Here is a 17,944-nt window from a genome sequence, read left to right as displayed (position 1 = left end):
ATTTTAGCAGGGGAAAAGAGTCGCATCACAAATATTTATCGTAAATTTAGGCCGTAAAAAAAACACTTAATAGTTTTATGAAAGCTTTAATTTTTAATGGTTCTTTGGATGAAGAATCTTTTAGAACGTCACGACGTATTGCACAATACTATGCGGACGAATTCATAAAGGCTAATCTAGAGGTAGAACAAGTACACTTATCTGATTATCAGATCCCTATATTCCAAGCAAAACACATGGAAACCCCTCCTCAAGATGTACATCGATTTATCGAGGCCTTCCGCTCTGCGGATGTGATGATTTGGTTAACCCCTTTATATCACGGAGGAATGACAGGTGTCATGAAAAATGCCTTGGATTGGTTAGAGTTAACTGCCCGAGATATGCCAGCGTATTTAACCAATAAAGTAGTTGGTTTTACGTGTTGGTCAGCAGGAAATCAAGCCATGCAGGGAATTCAAGCCCTAGACAATGTTGCTAAAGCATTAAGAGCCTGGTCATTACCTTATAGCATTCCCATTAGCAATATGGATTTGTATATAAATAATGAATTATCTGACGTATATCGAAAAAAAATGAGTATGTTAGCGGAACTTTTGATCGAAAGCAAAAATCGATAAAAAAGAACAAGGTTGGGGATGTAGCTCAGTTGGCTAGAGTGCTTGACTGGCAGTCAAGAGGTCGTGGGTTCGAGCCCCATCTTCTCCACTTTTATATAAAAAGCTACCTAATAGGTGGCTTTTTTTGTTTTTAACAACTACTATTCAGTTAAATACCTATTCACCTCACTCCTCTTTCTTCTTGTTTAAGGCATACATTTAGGTGTACCATTTTTTTGTCAGGTGTATCAATATTATATGTTAAAAAGATTTAATTATCTTTATTCAAGTATTAAAATCAAATTATGAAATACATACAACCTAAATTAAACGAAAAATCATTCACTTGCCCACATTGTGGAGTTTTAGCCAAACAAGAATGGCATGCTAGAAGTATGGACTTTTACCATAATGGACTTTCACAATATGATATTTTGGGATCTGCAAAATGTCAACATTGCAACGAGTATTCGATTTGGATAAAAGATAAAATGTTCTATCCAGAAAATGGAAATGCCCCTTTTCCAAATACTGAAATGCCTGAAAGTGTAAAAACTTTATATCTTGAAGCTGCTTCTATTCAAAATAAATCTCCTAGAGGAGCAGCAGCTCTTCTTAGGCTTGCTATACAAATTCTATGCAAAGAATTAGGAGAACAAGGTGACAATATAAATAATGATATAAAAAGCTTGGTAAAAAAGGGACTTCCTGAAATAGTTCAACAATCACTTGATGTTGTAAGAGTAACTGGAAATGATGCTGTACACCCAGGTCAAATTGACACAGATAGCCAAGAGATTGTAAATCAATTATTTGAATTAATAAATGTTATTATAGAGTATATGATTGCCCTTCCTAAAAAAGTTAGTGGTATTTATCTAAATTTACCATCTAGTAAAATTGATGGTATAAAAAAACGTGATACATATTAAATCACTATTCTTCTACTATATTAAAATTAAGGTATACCCCAGCAGGTATACCTTTTTTTACACCCTAAAACCAAGACACCATGCTAAACATATTATTTTTATTACAAAAAAACAGAACCAATCAAAAAGGAACTTGTCCTATTAGATGTAGGATAACCTATTTAAAAGCTAGAAAAGAGTTTTCTATTGGGCTATTTATAAAACCAGAACATTGGCAAAATACAAGCAAACCAACTACTACATTTAGCAAATTTAAGTTACAGTATAACTGTATATTATGTTAATTATTAAGATTTTATTTTTAGTACATATAAAAATCATCTATTTTTATAATAACCAATTTTAAAATATTTATTATGAAAAAATTAATGCTAATGGGAGCAGTTTTGCTTTCAGTTGGATCTTTCGCTCAATCAGGAGTTCAAACTGCAGAAACAAAATCATTTTTTGCCGAATATGAAAAAGAAGGATATATACAAGTTGACGAGTCAACTGCCTATAATAGAGCATACGACTGCTGGATAGGATTATTATTCGAATGCAATGAAAATGGAGAACCTGAAGGTGATTTCCTAATTCCATTAATTACTGCTTATTCACAAGCAGGACTTAAAGCTAAACAAAGAGAATATTGTGAAACAGGAACTGTAAAAGTCTTGAGAGATTGCGAACCATCAAGATAAGCTCATTTTAAGACGTTGTCTAATAAACGTAACAAGATAAAACCTCATCTAATTTTAGGTGAGGTTTTTTTGTTGTGCATCGGTATACGACCATTATTAGGAAGGTTTTAAGAGGTTTTGACCTTTTGATCTGCCTAAGCTAGGCCGCTTTGTAGGCTTGCCCGTTCGGAAATTTTACAAGTCTTCCAAACAAGTAAAGTAGATGAAGGAATAAGAAATTCAGTTTTACTTTGACAACAAACCCTTCCTATTTTTATCTATTATGTTACTCTCCTTTTTTTCTTGGGATAGGAAATACCAAAAAAAACTTAAAGTGAATCTAATTTTGTATACTACATACTACACTTATCTAAAGGTTGCAAAATAGGTTGCATGTTTTTAGTGGAGGTTGCAACTATTTATCTCTAACGAAGTTTTTCTTACATGCAAATAGCATTTTACCATACAGTACACTACTAAAATTAGTACCTAGCACCATTTTATAGGACATCGATGAACTTTCCCCTTCAATCCCTTAAGATAAAATAACGTTAAAAAATCTTAATCACTTCGTATTATCACTAACAATAAACCAATATAAATAACATAGTGTAACAAATACAAGAAACAAACCACTTATAGTACAACCATTAAATAATAAATTATGAAAAAAGTACTTTACTTCTTAGCAGGAATCATTTTTACTATAGCTGTGGCTGGGGGAATCATATACTATTGGTTTTCTACTAATGTAACAGTAGCAGGTGAAACTTCTGAATCTTCACTTATTTCCGAAGAAACAGTTGAAGAAGCACTCGCAACTAAAATAATTGACCGCATTTCTATTGCTCAATATGATGCTATAACACAAGCTACCACTACCAAAACAATGGTGAATTTTTGGGCAAGCTGGTGTGAATCTTGTTTAAAAGAGATTCCAACATTAAAAGAATATGCAGCTAGCCGAAACATTAATCTCATTTTTGTAAACTTTGACAAAGTAACAATAGCTCAAAATAAAGTAGTCTTAGACAAAATGAAAAAACTAAATATAGATAAAACCTATCAACTTATGGGGGATGATAAATTAATAGATCCTTTCAATCATAGAATGCTTGGTAGCTTTCTTAAAGACCGAAATATTAAAATGGACACACTGGGTTTACCTATCAATTTAATCTACGAAAATGGAGTAAATACGCATTTTTTTGGTCCAACACAGATGGAAAATCTTCTATTTCAAGGGTTAGATAACTATGTAAAAGAACATTAATACCTAAAAACTACCCCATCAGGTAGTTTTTTTATACCCTAAACCCAACAAACGATGGAACTACATAAATTAAATATACTGTTTATTATTTCTAGAAGTTGAACCAATAAGCAAGGCTTAGTTATCTATTGAAAACAAATTGAAGTATTTTATTGTATTACACAACATTTTGTTTTAAACAAGAATACTACATCACCACATAAACACTAAAAAAGCCTTATAATATTCAAAATAAATAATAAAACATAGCACATTACCACTCCCTTATTAAGTAATCATTCTTGTAAATGTTAATAAATTGTTTATTTTTGCCAAAAAATTTAACAATGAAACCAACCTTACTTACACTATTCTTATTGCTTCCTTTTTTTCTTTTTGCCAAATCCTATAAAGGAACTATTTATTACAAGGGAGATAACAGAGCTGTTAATCTTGAAATTGAAATGCCTTTTAAAGTAAATGCTAAACAACTAAAGGTTAAAATCAATGGCAAAAAAGAGAAAATTGATGCTTCTACCTTAGCGTATATGGATATCTATATCAATAATGGACAAAAAAAAATAGTCTTTAAACGTGGAAAGATATCGCATTTCAAAAAAAATGGGGAAATTAGAAAAAGACAAAATGTCGACGTATGGTCAATGATCACGGATGTTCGTGAAAACATTATTATCTCAGCCCCAGGATTAATGTACGACGTTAAAAAGCAGAAAGGAGAAGAATACATCCTAATTATTTTCGATCCTACAACACAAGGGTATTACTTAAGCAAGCCCGATTCTGATATACTTGTTAATACTGATCCTTACTTTGACGAGTCTTTTGAGTCTAAAATAGGTGGAGCAAAAGAACTTTTGTTCCCAGAATGTGAAGACATTATGGAGCGTTTTGCTGAAGCTCAAAAGAAAAAAAAGAAATCTGAACGCCTCCATGTTCTTCTTGAAACCTATGAATCATGCCTAACAAAGTAATCATCAGATGAAAACAAAAATACACCTTACTCTCGTTTTGTTTTTTCTTTTTTTCTACTCCTCTTATGCGCAATATTATGGCAATGGTTTTTTCTGCTATACCTGTGATTTTGGTATTGAAATCGGAGGAACTGCTTCTAATATCAATGGATTAGATACAAGTGAAAAAGCAGGAATTTACATAGGTATTTACAACTCTTATGAATTTAACGACACTTGGGCTATCCGTTATGGATTGGGTTATGCAAATCTAGGAGCAAGAAGTAAGGAATACAAAACCAATGTTGTTTTACACACCATGCTCATAGAACCAATCAGTGTGCACTATAGTTTCAAAAATAAATTTAAGACTTTTACAGGAGTCAATATTGGCAGTACTATTGTATCTAAAAATCCATACAATGAAGAAGAGCCAGGAATGACTCTCTTTGGAAAGGGAATCAAGTTTATGGACATGAGCGTTTTTGCCGGTGCAGGATACAAATTAACGGAAAACATAGACCTTAATCTCAAATATGATCTAGGTTTAACCAATATCAATGACATTGAAGGTTCAAAGGATAAATGGAAAAAAAATTGGCTTACCTTGAGTGTTGCCTATACGTTTAGATAAAGCATTCTTCACCTAAATTAATATGCTTAGGCAGTTCTAACTTAATGGACTGCCTTTTATTTTCCCTTTTCTGTCAAATGGTTGTCTACAATTAAATCTATATATTTGAATTTATTCGAAAGTATTCAATACGATGTACACAAAATGGTCTATTTTTTTGATTCTACTATTTTTCTCTCCTTCTATTTGGGCGCAGCCCTTCAATACTGCTAAGGCAGATGAATACATAGAACGCATCAATTCTTTTCAAAGGGGAATTGGTTCTGTGGCTATCTACAAAAATAACAAAGTCATCTACGCTCGTGATTTTGGACATCAATTGGTGGGTGAAGATCAACAAGCTCCTCATTTATATCACATTGGTTCGATTACCAAAATGTTTACTGCTGTTCTGATTTACCAATTGGTTGATGAAGGTAAACTCAAACTTGACGATCGCGTTGCCTCTTACTTTCCAGAGCTCAACATCCCGAACTTATTTATGATTAAAATTAGTGATTTACTCAGTCACACCAGTGGATTAGACGACTACACTTGCTATGAAGACGACTTTTACTGGCTTAGAGAAAGCCAAAGTGAGCAGGCAATTCAGGAGAATATCACACAACAAGGAACCCCACATTTTGGGCTAAAAAAGAAAAACTTTTTCTTTTCCAATACGGGCTATTACCTCCTGGCTCGAATCGTCGAACATAAGCGCCAAATGAGCTATGACGAAGCCGTAAAAAAGTACATCATAAAAAAAATACACTTAGAAAACACCTATACGGCCAGTGATGTTTTACCTTATCCCGTTCAATCCTATCAATTATTTGATCAATGGGAAGCGATGGATGAAATTAGCTTTGAAAACACCAACGGGGTCAACGACCTCATTTCTTCTGTTGATGATTTGGCTCAGTTTAATCAAGCGTTGTTTTCGAACAAATTAATCTCTAAAAGTAGCTTGGCGAGTATGAAACCCGTTCCATACAAAGAAAAATACGGACGTGGGATGATGTATTACCTCTACAACAAGAAAAATTTTGTCGGCCATACGGGTGGCACCTTTGGTTCTTTTTCTTTGCTCTATTATAGCGAAGAAGAAAAATTAACCCTTGTTTATGCCATTAATGGCGCGGCATTCTCGCATTATCAACTCTTTGACGCCCTACTTGCTATTTTGTATGCAAAAAAATATACCCTTCCACAATTTGACACTATTCCTGTTACAGATGAACAGCTGCAGCACTATGTAGGCTCGTACCACAATCCCCAATTAGACCTTACCATCGAATTTGTCATTAAAAAAAATAAACTCTTTTTAAAACCATCGGGCTGTAATCGATATGCCTTATTGGATGCTGTGGGAGAAAATACCTTCCGCTCTCCTGAAGGAACGGTGACCTATAGTTTTATCCCACAGAACAACCAAGTAACAGTACAACAGTTAAAAGCCAATTTTATCCTGAATAAAGTTGACCCAAAAAAATAGAAATCCGCTGCTTTTAGGGTTGTAGAATGATAAATTCTGAACGCCTGTTTTGCTGATCTTCAATTTCCGTACAGCTAGAACAATCAACTTTGGGTTCGCTGCTCCCTACCCCTTTTGTCTCTATGCGATCCCTTGTAATTCCGTGGTCAAACAAGTACTGAGCGGTAGCATTTGCTCTGTCTAGAGACAGTTTTTTGTTGTATTTTTCTCTTCCTACTTTATCTGTATGAGCAACAATTAAAATGCGCAGCGTTTTATGTTCCTCCATCAAAGCAAGGAGTCGATCCAATTCGCGTTCCCCTGCGGTGGTAATGGTTGCTTGATCAAATTCAAAAGGAATATCGTTGAGTATCACTTTATTGTCTTGAATGACGGGTTTCTCTTGTTTTCTCAAGGCAATAGTCTGAAAAGTCTCTTGAACTTTAGGATCAATTGCCTCCTCTTCTTTGTAGAAATAGCCTTCTTTAACTACTTGGACGCGATAGGTTTTATGGCAGGGCAAAACCGTGGTATATTGTCCTGTTTCGTCAGTTTGTAGACGAGCTAAAACTTGGCGCGAATGATCCACGAACACCACTTCGGCTTGATTCAATGGTTCTTGTGTTTCCCCATCCATCACCACGCCTGTTACAGTTGCTTCACATTTGGGTAGCACGCGGTAAATATCCTGTCTTCCGACGCGATTGGTGGATAGAAAACCATAGTCGAGCTCGCTGTTGTAAACGAAATTAAAATCGTCTTTTGGCGTATTAATGCCCTCCCCCATATTCATAGGTTGAGCAGAGGGGTCATTGAGATCCAAAACATAAATATCCATACCGCCATAGCCTCCCCATCGATCGGAAGTAAAATACAAGCGTCCATCAGCACTGACAAAAGGGTATCGTTCGTTAAATGCCGTGTTGATTCGTTCACCTAAGTTTTCTGGTGTTCCAAAAGCCTTTCCCCCTTCGAGAATAGCCACGCGCCACAAGTCTAATTCACCCGAAGAACCTGCCTGATCCGATGCGTAATACAAATAATCTCCCTGTGGAGTAACAAAAGGATCAGTATAGGTATAAGCAGCTTCTACAAAAGGTAATACCTTTATTTTTTTCCACTTTTTCCCTTTTCGTTCTGCCCAAAATAGACTCATTCTCCCTTGTCGTTTCTTGACTTCTTTATTTTTTCGAAACTTGCGATTGCGGTAACTTTCAGAGGTAAAATAGATCAATCCCCCATTGGGATGCATGACGGCTTGTCCATCCATAAAACGTCGGTTGATCGGCCCTCGGAGTAGACTATGTTCTCGCAAGGGTTCATCTTTGGATTTGCGCATCGTTTGATATAGGGCGGTATTGGGTTTTTGCGTACCCTTTTCGCGCGCCTCAAACAGTTTGCGTACCCAGGTTTGACTGTATTTTGTTCGATTTGAAACGAAGAGTAGCGTGTCGGCCGTCGACCACGACAAGCTGTGATCCTCATAAAAAGAATCGTTAATCCCCGATTCCTCTACATAGTAAGCTGAGGGAGTATGCTCCAAATCTACATAGGCCTTGGCGTGTTGTAAAAAATAGCGCCCGCGCCCGTCTTCTACTGCATCAGTTGCGAATTTCCTCATCGCTGTTTCTGCAGCCTCATATCGCCCATTTAAATTGAGGTTATACGCCAAGCGATACTGCCATTCTACAGGCAATGTCGGGTCTTGTTCTAAGGATTTTGCATAAAACTGTGCCGCTTGAACGGCAAGTCCCAATTTGTCATAACACACAGCCAATTGCTGGTTGATGTACTTCGGAGTATGTCGCCCCCTCAACAAACGCATATATTCGTCTTTCGCTTTGACATAGGCTGTCTTTGCGAAATACTTATCCGCTTTTTTTAAACTGGGCTTGCGTTTTCCTTGTGCCGTTACCGTTAGGACAAGAAAAAATAATACTGCAATTCTTCTCATTTTTCTATTCGTTCGCTTTTCTAGCAAACTAACGTCTCAACAGTCGCCTACATTGTCAACACACTGTCGTTTTAATAGCTAATTAACACCGTACTTCCCCCTATTTAAACAATATTCAACTACAGCCCTCTTTTGTTATGATTCTTCTAATTTTAATAGTTTTTCATTTCCATCCTCAAAAAAGCGTAACTCTAATTTTTATTTTAACGTTTTTTTCGCATTACAAACCCTAACAATCAACTATTTATAAACATATTTTAAAAAATAAAAAGAATTCTTTGGTTGAATTTTTAAAAACGTTAAATCCTTAGTAATTGTAAAATCAATTCGTAATTTTAATACATCAAAAAAACTATGGATTTACGTCCAAGTAAATCCTTCCAGCAAATTATCGAATGAGAAATTATGTTTTGGCATTAGCTTTATTAGCAGTAAGCCCATCAATTGTAAACGCGAACGAATACGTAAAACAAACATCAACCATGAAAGAAACTTCAAAAAACCAACAAACAATTTATCAGTTTAAGGTAAAAGATTTGTATGGCAGTGATTTTGACTTTGCATCCTTAAAAGGAAAAAAAATAATGATTGTCAATACGGCATCAGAATGTGGGCTAACGCCTCAGTACGAACAATTACAGAAATTATACGAAGAGTTTGGCGGGGATGATTTTGTGATCATCGGTTTTCCTGCAAATAATTTCGGCAATCAAGAACCGGGAACCAATGCTGAAATTGCTACTTTTTGTAAAGCTAACTTCGGTGTTACCTTTCCTATGATGGAAAAAATATCTGTAAAAGGAGATGACATGGCTCCTATTTATCAATTCTTAACGCAAAAGAGTCTGAATGGTTATGCCGATAGTACGGTAGAATGGAATTTCCAGAAATACTTAATCGATGAAGAGGGTCATGTAGTCAAAGTAATCAATCCAAGAATACTTCCAAACGACACTGAAATCAAGGAGTGGATTAAAAAGAAATAAGGTAGAATACGGACGCCATAGTAATTTTATTCGTAATTTTATCTTTTTGAAATTACTATGGTTTATCCTTCAATACAGTTAGCCCAAAGCATTATTGCGCTTTGTAAAGCAAAAAATCTAACTAGGGTTGTTATATCACCAGGATCACGTAATGCACCTTTGACGATTGGTTTTACCAACGATCCTTTTTTTACCTGTTATAGCCTTGCTGATGAACGATGTGCGGCCTTTTTTGGAATGGGACTTGCACAGCAAACGAACAGCCCGGCTATTCTTGTTTGTACTTCAGGTTCGGCTCTTTTAAATTATTACCCCGCCGTTGCTGAGGCTTTTTACAGCCAAACACCATTGATTGTACTATCTGCAGATCGTCCTCTGCACAAAATTGACATTGGAGATGGACAGACCATCCGACAACAAAATGTATATCACAATCACATCCTATACAGTGCTAATTTAACAGAAGAAGCTAGTACAGCCAATGACCAAATGATTCAAGAAGCGATTCACATGGCTCTGACTCAAAGAGGTCCTGTACACATAAATGCGCCTTTTGAAGAACCCCTATATCAAACGACAACCGAATTAACAGTTCATCCTACGCTAGTAAAACCAAGTGTTCCTTCTTTAGCACCGGTGGATTATACAAAGTATACCCAAGCCTGGGAAAAAGCACCTAAAAAGTTAATTCTTGTGGGGAGTTGTGCTCCCGATACAATTAGTAGCGAAGTCATCACTCGACTCGCTGCAGATGGTTCTGTACTATTTTTAGCAGAAACACTGAGCAACATCAACGATCCCAGCGTAATTAACGCCATTGACCGCTTTGTTATTCCGATGAGTGAGGCTGATTTACACAGCCTTCAACCAACGATTTTACTAACATTTGGCGGTATGGTAGTGAGTAAAAAAATCAAGCAATTCTTGCGACAATATCGCCCAGAACAGCATTGGCATATTGATACCCTGCGCCACTATGATACCTACGATTGTCTAAGCGATCGCATTTACACAGATCCTCAATCGTTTTTAGACCAGCTAACGGCTCGTGTACAACCTGTTGACTCCCCGTATAACAACTGGGCAAAAGAACTGATGCGCAAACGTGATACCAAACACCATCAACTACTTGAAGAATCTATTTTTTCCGATTTTACAGCCATTGATTTCTTGGTTCGTCATTTACCTGCCAACAGTCAATTGCAGGTAAGCAACAGTGCCGTGATTCGCTATGTACAGCTCATTGCGCTTGATCCGACTATTGAAGTATTTTGCAACCGCGGTACAAGCGGTATTGATGGTTGTACTTCTACAGCAATTGGTGCTGCCATTGCTTCCGGAAAACCAACCGTGCTCCTAACAGGTGATATTAGCTTCTTTTACGATAGCAATGCCCTGTGGAATAACTACATTCCCAAAAACTTTAAAATCATCCTAATCAACAACGGTGGGGGCGGTATCTTCAGAACCCTTCCTGGGCACCAAGAAAACGAAGTATTCAACACCTATTTCGAAACCAACCACCAACATAAAGCAACACATTTAGCCGACATGTATGGCTTTGACTATGTTCAAGCAGCTGATATGGAAACGCTGAAAAAAGCCGCAACTGCCTTTTTTAAACACTCCGATCGCCCTGCAATATTAGAGGTGCAAACCCCTACTTTTTTAAATGACGAAGTATTTAAAAATTATTATCGCAATTTGTGATCTTTTCTATCACTATCTCTTTTATTTTTAGTAACTTGTAGCAACAAATAAATAAAATTATGAGTAAAAGAGCTGAATTAATTGAAAAGTACGCTGCCGATTTAAAGGATAAGTGTGGCGTTAAACCCAACATGGAACTATTAGAAAAAGTAACCATTGGTTGTGGACCATCGATTTACAATCAAGATTCATCCACAGTAGCGAGTTCATCTGCTTCAGAAATGGCAACGGTTCGCAATAATTTCTTAATTAAAAAATTAGGATTAAAAGACGACGCTAAATTAGATGAAGGCTTAAACAAAGTAATCGAGCAGTATGGCGCTTCCAATAAGCACAAATACAGAGTAGTTTTATATTATCTATTGACGGTTCACTTCAAAAAAGAATCGGTATATTTAAAATAAAAAAACAGACGAAAATAGAAAAAGAGCAAGTATTCCTTGCTCTTTTTTGTTTCTGTACCTTATCAACAACGCAAACGCATCAGTTAAAGCAGTAAACTCCTCGGGATGATCGACTTTTTCTTTAGGTCCAACCTTCCTCTTCAAAGAGCAAACTAGCCGTCGTTGCTGTGGTTCAATTTTATACTTCTTTTCTCTTTAACCTTTCTTCCTACTATAGATGTGCACCGGCTGCTTCTAACAAGTTAATTATGTCGGTGAATTTTCTTGACTTTGCGTGATACAGTGGCGTTTTACCGTCGTGATCGGGAATATTTACATCCACTCCCCCTTTAATCAATGCTTCAACAATAGCGGTGTGTACGTCACCGCCATCACTCAGTACAATTGCCTCCATTAACGCTGTCCATCCTAAGCGATTCACGTGATCAATAGGGAAGTATGGCGTTTGAACTAACAATTGCACAACCGCTAAATGGCCTTTTTCTGCTGCGGGAATTAATGCTGTTCCGTGGTATCGGTTGAAAACTGTGAAATCCGCACCATGAGCCAACGCTTTTTTTACTAAAGCTAAATTGCCTTCTGCTCCAGCGTATAAAAAGGGACTATTGAGCCTTTCGTCTTGGGTATTGACATTTGCTCCTTGCTCTATCAAGTAAAACGCAATAGCATTGTATTGCTTATATGTAGCTACCATCAAAGGGGTTTCTCCTTTGCTGTTCTTCACTTCGAGGTTAATCGGTGAAGCTGCTACAATTTCTTGCACTCGTTTTAAATTATTAGACGAAACCGCTTGAAATAAATCGCTTTCCATAACTGTAGTGGTATTTTTTAAATCGTTATTGTTATTATTCGAACAACTCGCTGCCAAACTCGTAGACAATCCTACGGAAAAAATAAACAGCAAAATATAAGTTACCTTTCTGATCATAAAGCATATAGATTAAAATTACTAGCTACAAATATAGGCTATCACCAAAAACAGCCGTTGTGTTTTTACTATTCTTTCTTGTACATATTATAACTATCTCTAAATTGCCCAGGTGTTTTCTTCCTCCATTTTTTAAAGTAATGGTTAAAATAACCCGTATCGTGAAAGCCCAGTTCAAAAGCGATCTCTTTGATGGACAAGTCAGTCGTAATCAACAAGCGTTCTGCTTCTAGTATAATGCGTTGCTGTATAACGTGACTTGCGGTTATTCCCACTACTTTTTTCGACCGTATATTGAGGTAATTGGGCGTTATATGTAGTTTATCTGCGTAAAACGACACTTGATTTTGCTCCTTAAAATGGGTTTCTAACAAGGACTTAAATTCCTGTATCTTTCGATCGGTCCCTCCTGTTTCAACCCCGTGTACTTTGTTGTAATAGCGCTGTATTTTTTTTAGCACTAAAAAGAATTGCAACACGCTAATTTCTTGTCCAAGAGTATCTCCTTGGGGCAATAATTGATGTAATTTAACCAACGCTTGATGGATATCTTCGTATTCATCAGGCGATAAAGACAATACAGGCGGTACGTCAATTTGAAAAAAAGGCAGTGCACTCAACTGCGTAAGCAGGTGCAAGGCGCTAGGAGAGAACATCAATTGATACCCCTTAGTGCCAGGCTCCAATTTCCAATAGTGCACTTGTTGTGGACGTAAAAAATGAATCTGATGGGAATGAACGCCTAATCGGGTGAAGTCAATTTCATGAATACCATCGCCTTGTTCTACAAAGAGAATAAGATAAAAATCGTGTTTGTGTGGTGCTTGAAGATCATTTCTTCCCTTGTCTGCGTGCTCAAAGAGCGTAATATCCCAAGGTTCCTCTCCTATTATCTTAGCGCGACTCCACGTTTCTATGTTCTTTGTACTTTTCATCTGACCTCCTTTTTGCTTCTCCTTTTTTGTTTCAACAAGATAATCAAAAAAAAACTCGCTTCGAAATTGAAGCGAGTTTTGTGTAGGTTACACTACAGTAACCGGGTTTATTTTTCCTTTTTTAAAGCCACAGCTTTGTCGTACAGCTCTTCATACATCGGTAGGATTTCACTAATCTGAAAGCGCTTTGCCGTTGTGCGAGCTCCCTCTTTAAAGCGGCAAAGGGTATCTTCGTCTTCTAAGATGGCTAAAGCATTTTTAACCATGTCATCTACATCTTTGACATCGCTTAGATAACCAGAAACTCCGTGCTCATTTACTTCAGGCAAACCACCTGTATTACTTGAGATCACTGGAACTCCCACAGCCATTGCCTCTAATGCTGCTAATCCGAAACTCTCCGTCTCTGAAGGCAGTAAAAACAAATCAGAATATCCTAAAATTTGATTGACTTCATTGCTATTTCCAAAGAAGATAATCTTATCGTATATTCCCAATTCCATGGCTAAACGCTCTGCTTTTTCCTTTTCAGGTCCGTCTCCTACTAGCATTAATTTGGCTGGTACTGCTTGTTGAATGCCATAGAAAATTTTAACTACATCACCAATGCGCTTTACCTTTCTAAAATTGCTAATATGCGTAATAATGAATTCTCCTTTTTCTGCCATAGCACTGCGTTTACACGGTGTTTCGGCACAATCTACTTCTTTTACTTCAATAAAATTTGGGATAACGCAGATTTCCTTCTTACTTTGAAACAGCTCATAAGTCGATTGTTTCAGCGATTCTGATACTGAGGTTACAAAATCAGAATGGTTAATACTAAAAGAAACAGCTGTTTTATAGTTGGGATGATTCCCTACTAAGGTAATATCAGTACCGTGTAGCGTTGTAATCATCGGCAAGTCAATTCCCTCCTCTTTCAGCATTTGTTTAGCCATATAGCCTGCGTAGGCATGAGGAATAGCATAATGAACGTGTAAAACGTCAATATTAAATAGTTTAACAATATCCACTAATTTACTAGACAACGCCAATTCATATGGCTGATAGTGAAATAAAGGATATTCAGGTACATTTACTTCGTGATAGTAAATCTTAGGATTTAATAAGGCTAAACGAACGGGTTGACTATAGGTGATAAAATGTACTTCATGATCTCTTTTTGCTAGTTCCAAACCTAGCTCTGTAGCTACAACACCACTTCCTCCGAAAGTTGGGTAGCATACGATTGCGATTTTCATATGTGAATTATTTGGTGCTTAAAGATACTTCGAATTATTTATACACAATATAAACTTTTCCTGTAGATTTTATACAATACAAATAATTTAACATCACATCATGCAACTATTAATCTATAATTGACTCGTATATAAGCTGTTGTATATTTTCTCGAATATTTTCTTTGGACAGTTTATTTACATTAGAATCGGGATAAGTTCGATTGGATAAAAACACATAGATCAGTTCATTTTCAGGATCTGCCCACGTCATGGTACCAGTGAATCCCGTATGACCAAAGCTGGTTACAGACGCACATCCACAAGTGGGACCTGGCTTTCCTGCCAATTGTGGTTTGTCAAATCCAATCCCTCTTCTATTGCCTTTTGCACAATATACGCATGCATTGAAGACTTCAAAAGTTGCTTTGGAAAAGAAGTGTTCTCCTCCATATTCGCCTTCGTTTAAGTACAATTGCATCATTTTCGCTACGTCTAAAGCCGTACCAAAAAGACCGGCATGTCCGGAAACTCCTCCTTGCATGGCAGCTCCCATATCGTGTACATATCCATGAACAGCTGTATAGCGATAATAAGTATCGACTTCCGTTGGTGGAATTTCCTTAGCATTAAATTTACGCAACGGCAAGTATGTCAATCGCGTAGCCCCAATAGAGCGATAAAATTTGTCTTCTACCAATTGATCCAACGTACCATGGTACAGTCTCTCTATGTACTCTTTGATCGAAATAAATCCCAAATCGCTGTATTTGTAATCAGGCTTGCTCGCCAATTTACTGTTGGCGATTTCCGCTAACATCACTTGCGTATAATCCTTCTTCAAAAACAAATTTTCGCTTACTTGTGTGGGAAACGCTGTGGAATATTGTAAACGATATAAATTATCCGCCGGATGAGAAGTACTGTCGAGCGTACTTTTGTAAAAGGGAATCCACGCAGCTAAGCCAGACTGATGTGTCAATACATCTTTCAAGGTAATATTCGCTTTATCCGAATGTTTGAATGCAGGCACTAAGTCACCCAGTTTACTTTGTAGGGTGATTTTTTGTTCGTTATACATTTTCATTACCATCGGCAGGGTTGACAGAATTTTTGTCAACGAAGCTAAGTCGTATAAATCTGTATTTTTCACTGGCTCATTTGCTTGATAAGTATGGTAGCCAAAGGATTTGTTGTACACCACTTTGCCGTGACGCGCAACCAAAATTTGTGCCCCCGGTGTCAATTGATTATCAACGGCATATTGAGCAATACTGTCAATTTTTTTTAAGACTAAGGGATTTAATCCTTCATTTGCAGGTGTTGAGAACCCCAAACGGTGAAGAGGTTTAGTTTTGATTCCCGTACCCACGTCATATTTGTCTGTAATGGTAACGGGCAATTCACCTTTTGCACCTAAAGCGCCAAAAATAACCTGTGCGGCTGCTTGCTCTGCAAACACATTGTTTTGATAGCCGACAACCAATCCTTCTAGATCGCGAATCTCTGCTTCAATACCCGTTAAGGCATAGGGTTTAGCAAAGGAAACTAAAAGCGTGCGATTAGCCTTGGCAATTTCCCCCACTATACGTTTTTCATCTGCCGAAAAGTTTTGATTTCTCCATGGATTATCTACTTTGTGGTAGCCAACAACTACTAAGGAATACGCTGATAAACGCGCCAAATCTGACGGTTTTACCACATCTACTTGGGCAAAATTTCGCATCATTTCCAAGAATGGTGTTCCATCGTCATCACCAAGTTGCACATAAGCGATCTTTTCCTGGTCTAATTTGCGAATTGGAACAAGCTTATTGTGATTCTTTACTAACGTAATAGCTTCATTGTATAGTTTTGTATTTAAGTCATCATAAGTTGAAGCATTCAAATCCTCTACAAGATTGTTGCGATCAATTTGCAAAGGCTTATTCAACCCTGCTTTGTATTTGTAGTCTAGTATTTTCTTTACTGAATAAGCCAATCGACTTTCGGTAATATCTCCTTTTTCATAGGCTTCTCTTAACTTACTTGCTGCTTTGGCTACATCTTCAGAAAACAACAATAAATCATTTCCTGCTTGAAATGCAGCTAAATCAACTTCACCAGGAGCCAAATAAGAGGAAACTCCTTTCATGTTTAGTGCATCGGTAAAGATCAACCCTTCAAAGCCCAATTCTTCACGCAACAACTTTGTTACTACATTATAAGACAAAGAGCTAGGAATGGCATCATTAGGCTCATAAGCCGGCAAATTTAAATGTGCCACCATCACACTAGACAAGCCTTCATTAATCAGCTTTTTATACGGATACAACTCAACGCGGTGTAAACGGTCTTTATCTAAATCAATAAGGGGCAATTTGTGATGAGAATCCGTGGAGGTATCACCATGCCCAGGAAAGTGCTTCCCAGTAGCAAAAAGTCCTTCACTTTGGTAGCCACGGGTGAAAGCCAAGGCGCGATCAGTTACAATTTCGCGTGTTTCACCGTAGGCACGCACGCCGATAATCGGATTTTCAGGATTTATATTGATATCCACAACAGGGCCAAAATTAAATTGAATACCCAAACGCTTGGATTGCTTAGCCATCGCTTGTCCAACGGCCTCAATCAAATCGAGATTTTGAACTGCACCAAGGGTCATATTATACGGAAATCGGTAGGTCGAATCCAAGCGCATACGCAATCCCCATTCTCCGTCAATTCCCACTAACATAGGCAATTTACTCTGTCTTTGTAAGCGATTGGCAATTGCCGCTTGTCTTTGGGGACCACCTTGAAAGAAAATCAATCCGCCAACCTCATTTTTTTGGACTAAACTTTCAAGTTCCTGCACGTGTTTTTCATCTTTATTTGAATAGGCCGCAACCATAAACAATTGTCCTATTCGCTGATCCAACGACATCGAATTGTATACGCTATCTACCCATTGCTGCTGTAGCGTTTCTGGAGAATAAAACTTGTTTTTTGTTTGTCCTATCGACAATAAAGGCAGTAATAATGCTGTTAGAAGTACTTTTTTCATAGATTTTTTTAGCTTTTTTAAATATAGGATCCTCTGCAGAAATACCAAGACGATGTTGTACCTCTTGCAAACTTAACAAATCTACTTTATTTAAAAAAGAAGGTTAGTTAAGTTTACGTTGTAATATTTCTAGAATTTTATAAAAAAAAGTACACTAATTCAGTAAAAAAAACAATATTACTGTGAATATTTTCACACAATTTGTCCCAACATTCAACACAACTCCCTTACTGTCAGTCGATTTTTATATTCTTGCAAAGTTTTCCGCACTACTTC

The 17,944-nt window shown here is 37.1% G+C and carries 16 protein-coding genes and 1 tRNA gene; 12 read left to right on the top strand and 5 right to left on the bottom strand.

From position 1 onward, the window contains the following. Positions 1–77: 77 nt before the first annotated feature. The 9 genes from H4K35_RS11555 (at position 78) to H4K35_RS11515 (ending at position 6,524) form a co-directional block, all read left to right on the top strand. Complete coding sequence (locus H4K35_RS11555; protein ID WP_182628119.1) at positions 78–620, top strand: NADPH-dependent FMN reductase; 543 nt, start codon at positions 78–80, stop codon at positions 618–620. A 14-nt stretch (positions 621–634) separates the two neighbouring features. Continuing rightward, positions 635–708 (top strand) — tRNA-Ala (locus tag H4K35_RS11550). 196 nt (positions 709–904) lie between these two features. After that, positions 905–1,531, top strand: coding sequence for a DUF4145 domain-containing protein (locus H4K35_RS11545; RefSeq protein WP_182628116.1), 627 nt, complete (start codon positions 905–907; stop codon positions 1,529–1,531). Between the two features lie 80 nt (positions 1,532–1,611). After that, positions 1,612–1,815 carry an Arm DNA-binding domain-containing protein gene (locus H4K35_RS11540; protein WP_182628114.1) on the top strand — a complete coding sequence of 68 codons (204 nt, stop codon included), beginning with the start codon at positions 1,612–1,614 and terminating at the stop codon, positions 1,813–1,815. A 72-nt stretch (positions 1,816–1,887) separates the two neighbouring features. Further along, positions 1,888–2,214 carry a hypothetical protein gene (locus tag H4K35_RS11535; RefSeq protein WP_182628112.1) on the top strand — a complete coding sequence of 109 codons (327 nt, stop codon included), beginning with the start codon at positions 1,888–1,890 and terminating at the stop codon, positions 2,212–2,214. A gap of 643 nt (positions 2,215–2,857) precedes the next feature. Beyond that, the gene (locus tag H4K35_RS11530) at positions 2,858–3,466 is read left to right on the top strand and encodes a TlpA disulfide reductase family protein (RefSeq protein WP_182628110.1); all 609 of its coding nucleotides are present in this window, start codon (positions 2,858–2,860) and stop codon (positions 3,464–3,466) included. A 326-nt stretch (positions 3,467–3,792) separates the two neighbouring features. Further along, positions 3,793–4,437, top strand: a complete 645-nt coding sequence (locus H4K35_RS11525) for a hypothetical protein (protein ID WP_182628108.1) — start codon at positions 3,793–3,795, stop codon at positions 4,435–4,437. 7 nt (positions 4,438–4,444) lie between these two features. Beyond that, on the top strand, positions 4,445–5,050 hold the full coding sequence (locus H4K35_RS11520; protein ID WP_182628106.1) for an outer membrane beta-barrel protein: 606 nt from the start codon (positions 4,445–4,447) through the stop codon (positions 5,048–5,050). Between the two features lie 157 nt (positions 5,051–5,207). Further along, positions 5,208–6,524, top strand: a complete 1,317-nt coding sequence (locus H4K35_RS11515) for a serine hydrolase (protein ID WP_255492445.1) — start codon at positions 5,208–5,210, stop codon at positions 6,522–6,524. Positions 6,525–6,537: 13 nt separating this feature from the next. Here H4K35_RS11515 and H4K35_RS11510 read toward each other — a convergent pair whose 3' ends face one another. Next, positions 6,538–8,457: an OmpA family protein gene (locus H4K35_RS11510; RefSeq protein ID WP_182628102.1), complete on the bottom strand. Its 1,920-nt coding sequence runs from the start codon at positions 8,455–8,457 to the stop codon at positions 6,538–6,540. 395 nt (positions 8,458–8,852) lie between these two features. On the opposite strand from H4K35_RS11510, the gene H4K35_RS11505 reads away from it, so the two are divergent. From H4K35_RS11505 to H4K35_RS11495, 3 genes are read left to right on the top strand one after another with little or no spacing between them, the layout of a single operon-like run. Beyond that, a complete protein-coding gene (locus H4K35_RS11505) occupies positions 8,853–9,443 on the top strand; it encodes a glutathione peroxidase (protein WP_182628100.1) in 591 nt (196 codons plus the stop codon). Positions 9,444–9,500: 57 nt separating this feature from the next. Continuing rightward, positions 9,501–11,153, top strand: a complete 1,653-nt coding sequence (menD, locus tag H4K35_RS11500; RefSeq protein WP_182628097.1) for a 2-succinyl-5-enolpyruvyl-6-hydroxy-3-cyclohexene-1-carboxylic-acid synthase — start codon at positions 9,501–9,503, stop codon at positions 11,151–11,153. 59 nt (positions 11,154–11,212) lie between these two features. After that, positions 11,213–11,557, top strand: a complete 345-nt coding sequence (locus H4K35_RS11495) for a DUF2853 family protein (RefSeq protein WP_182628095.1) — start codon at positions 11,213–11,215, stop codon at positions 11,555–11,557. A gap of 211 nt (positions 11,558–11,768) precedes the next feature. Here H4K35_RS11495 and H4K35_RS11490 read toward each other — a convergent pair whose 3' ends face one another. The 4 genes from H4K35_RS11490 to H4K35_RS11475 all read right to left on the bottom strand — a co-directional run bounded on the left by H4K35_RS11490 (position 11,769) and on the right by H4K35_RS11475 (position 17,668). Beyond that, positions 11,769–12,485 carry an ankyrin repeat domain-containing protein gene (locus H4K35_RS11490; RefSeq protein ID WP_182628093.1) on the bottom strand — a complete coding sequence of 239 codons (717 nt, stop codon included), beginning with the start codon at positions 12,483–12,485 and terminating at the stop codon, positions 11,769–11,771. A 68-nt stretch (positions 12,486–12,553) separates the two neighbouring features. Further along, complete coding sequence (locus tag H4K35_RS11485) at positions 12,554–13,420, bottom strand: helix-turn-helix domain-containing protein (RefSeq protein WP_182628091.1); 867 nt, start codon at positions 13,418–13,420, stop codon at positions 12,554–12,556. 107 nt (positions 13,421–13,527) lie between these two features. Then, a complete protein-coding gene (bshA, locus tag H4K35_RS11480) occupies positions 13,528–14,664 on the bottom strand; it encodes an N-acetyl-alpha-D-glucosaminyl L-malate synthase BshA (protein ID WP_182628090.1) in 1,137 nt (378 codons plus the stop codon). Between the two features lie 109 nt (positions 14,665–14,773). Then, on the bottom strand, positions 14,774–17,668 hold the full coding sequence (locus H4K35_RS11475; RefSeq protein ID WP_182628089.1) for a glycoside hydrolase family 3 N-terminal domain-containing protein: 2,895 nt from the start codon (positions 17,666–17,668) through the stop codon (positions 14,774–14,776). Between the last annotated feature and the right edge of the window lie 276 nt (positions 17,669–17,944).

Origin of the sequence: Myroides sp. NP-2 (genome assembly GCF_014145665.1) — a bacterium.
Lineage (GTDB): Bacteria > Bacteroidota > Bacteroidia > Flavobacteriales > Flavobacteriaceae > Flavobacterium.
This window is presented reverse-complemented; position numbering and strand designations above follow the sequence as displayed.

Coding starts and splice junctions, on each gene's coding strand:
- H4K35_RS11555 (WP_182628119.1), top strand. CDS start 78: ATGAAAGCTTTAATTTTTAATGGTTCTTTGGATGAAGAATCTTTTAGA.
- H4K35_RS11545 (WP_182628116.1), top strand. CDS start 905: ATGAAATACATACAACCTAAATTAAACGAAAAATCATTCACTTGCCCA.
- H4K35_RS11540 (WP_182628114.1), top strand. CDS start 1,612: ATGCTAAACATATTATTTTTATTACAAAAAAACAGAACCAATCAAAAA.
- H4K35_RS11535 (WP_182628112.1), top strand. CDS start 1,888: ATGAAAAAATTAATGCTAATGGGAGCAGTTTTGCTTTCAGTTGGATCT.
- H4K35_RS11530 (WP_182628110.1), top strand. CDS start 2,858: ATGAAAAAAGTACTTTACTTCTTAGCAGGAATCATTTTTACTATAGCT.
- H4K35_RS11525 (WP_182628108.1), top strand. CDS start 3,793: ATGAAACCAACCTTACTTACACTATTCTTATTGCTTCCTTTTTTTCTT.
- H4K35_RS11520 (WP_182628106.1), top strand. CDS start 4,445: ATGAAAACAAAAATACACCTTACTCTCGTTTTGTTTTTTCTTTTTTTC.
- H4K35_RS11510 (WP_182628102.1), bottom strand. CDS start 8,457: ATGAGAAGAATTGCAGTATTATTTTTTCTTGTCCTAACGGTAACGGCA.
- H4K35_RS11505 (WP_182628100.1), top strand. CDS start 8,853: ATGAGAAATTATGTTTTGGCATTAGCTTTATTAGCAGTAAGCCCATCA.
- menD (WP_182628097.1), top strand. CDS start 9,501: ATGGTTTATCCTTCAATACAGTTAGCCCAAAGCATTATTGCGCTTTGT.
- H4K35_RS11495 (WP_182628095.1), top strand. CDS start 11,213: ATGAGTAAAAGAGCTGAATTAATTGAAAAGTACGCTGCCGATTTAAAG.
- H4K35_RS11490 (WP_182628093.1), bottom strand. CDS start 12,485: ATGATCAGAAAGGTAACTTATATTTTGCTGTTTATTTTTTCCGTAGGA.
- H4K35_RS11485 (WP_182628091.1), bottom strand. CDS start 13,420: ATGAAAAGTACAAAGAACATAGAAACGTGGAGTCGCGCTAAGATAATA.
- bshA (WP_182628090.1), bottom strand. CDS start 14,664: ATGAAAATCGCAATCGTATGCTACCCAACTTTCGGAGGAAGTGGTGTT.
- H4K35_RS11475 (WP_182628089.1), bottom strand. CDS start 17,668: ATGAAAAAAGTACTTCTAACAGCATTATTACTGCCTTTATTGTCGATA.